Origin of the sequence: Caballeronia sp., assembly GCF_049581465.1 — a bacterium.
Lineage (GTDB): Bacteria > Pseudomonadota > Gammaproteobacteria > Burkholderiales > Burkholderiaceae > Caballeronia.
In genome coordinates, this window is sequence record NZ_JBAUSA010000984.1 from 1 (window position 1) to 1,810 (window position 1,810).

At 60.2% G+C, this 1,810-nt stretch carries 1 protein-coding gene; it reads right to left on the reverse strand.

Annotated features, from left to right (window positions below):
• The coding region (locus WCA53_RS24170; protein WP_423916400.1) for an acyl-CoA dehydrogenase family protein at positions 1-1,072 on the reverse strand (1,072 nt) is incomplete at its 3' end.
• Positions 1,073-1,810 lie beyond the last annotated feature (738 nt).

Below are 1,810 nucleotides of genomic sequence, written 5' to 3' on the forward strand. Positions count from 1 at the left end.
CCCCCGTGCCACCCATGACCTGCACGCAACGATCGGCAACGCGAAACAGCGCGTCCGCCACGGCAACCTTCGTGATCGAACTTTCCGACGTCCCAAGCGATCCGCCGTCGAGCACGGCCGCGCACCAGTCGATCATCAGCTCGGCTTGCTGCAGGTCGATGACGTTTTCGGCGAGCATGAAGCCCACGCCTTCGTGATCGACGAGCAACTTGCCGAACGCCCGGCGCGTGCAGGCATAACGCGTGGCAATTTCGTGCGCGCGCGTGGCGGCGCCATGCCAGCGCATGCAGTGCGAAAGCCGCGCCGGCGACAATCGAATCTGGGCATACTTAAAGCCTTCGTGCGCCGCACCCAATACCTGTTCATCTGGCACGCGCAATCCTTCAATACGCACCACTGCGTGACCACCGGGCATTGAACTGTCGATCGTATCGAGGATTCGCTCAACGCGGATCGCCGGGTGCGGGAGGTCCACCAGGAACAGGGTGGCCTGCACCCTGGCATCGGCCTCATTGCCTTCGTTGCCTTGATTACTACGGGCCATCACGATACCGACCGACGCACCCACGGCGCCCGTGATGAACGCCTTGGTCCCGTCGATCACCCAATGGTCGCCGTCGCGTCTGGCGCTTGTCTGGAGCATGGAGGGATCGGAGCCCGCGCCGCCCTCCTCTGCAGGCTCGGTCATGAAGAACGCCGAGCGCGCCGTGCCTGAAATCAGGGGCGCGAGAAAGCGTTCTTTCTGCAACGCGCTGCCGATCTTGCCGATCAGATACATGTTGCCCTCGTCGGGTGCGGCGGTGTTCACCGCGACGGGACCCAGTGGTGACAGACCCGAGCACTTCAAGACGGTGGCCGTTTCCAGTTGCGTAAGATGGTCGCCGCCGTCCAAGATATGCGGCGTCAACACGCCCGCCAGGCGCGCCTTGTCGCGTAGTTCGCGCACCAGTTCCTCGCTCGGTCCGTGAGCACCGCAACGCGGATCGCGTTCATAGGGGACTACCACCGTTCGTACAAATTCTTCCACTCGCCGCGCAATCTCGCGAGCGCGTTCCGTCTGCACCACGTCCATGCTGCTCATGTGTCGTCTCTCTCTGTCTCTCTCGATCGGGTGGGCCAAGGTCAGGAATCACTGGCACTACGTATTAACGCTAACTCGAACGTGAACGCGGACTCGAGTCGAACTCCGCCAATCTAGGGGAGTGGTCCGCCAAACCGGGCTAACTCCGGGTTAACTCAAGCGCCCGAATTCTGAATGAGCGACCGCGATGCTACTCTCCGAAGAACCACTTTGGATGATCCCGTGTACGCTCATGCAAACACGTCGGACGGGTCTTTGCCTGCGCTCACCCGCATCCGCTTCCTTGCGGCGGCCACGGTCGTCGTGTCACATTACTCCGAACTCGGTTTGTTTTCTCTTCCAGCGCCGTCCCGCTGCCGCGCTGTTCTTCGTGTTGTCCGGCTTTATCCTGAGCTTCACGTATTGAGACCAACTTGTCGGAGCGCATACGACGCGCTTTGGTGGAGGAGCGAGAGCACGCCGATAGGTACTGAAATATGGCCGTCGAGGCGAAGCGTGTGCGCGGCGCGTGTGCTTGAGGTGGGTGTTCGACTGCCGGTTAAATATTTGGGGCCGAGCTACGTTCGAGCCAGAAACCTGAAATGTGCAACGACGACACTTAGGTATTCGCGGTTTGAACGCGTTTCTTTGCTTCGTTTCTTTGCGCGTTTGCAAAGAAATGAAGTTCCGCCCCGAACAGGGGCTAACAGAAATAAGCAAGAAAATCCGACTTAAGCAGAACGACCACGC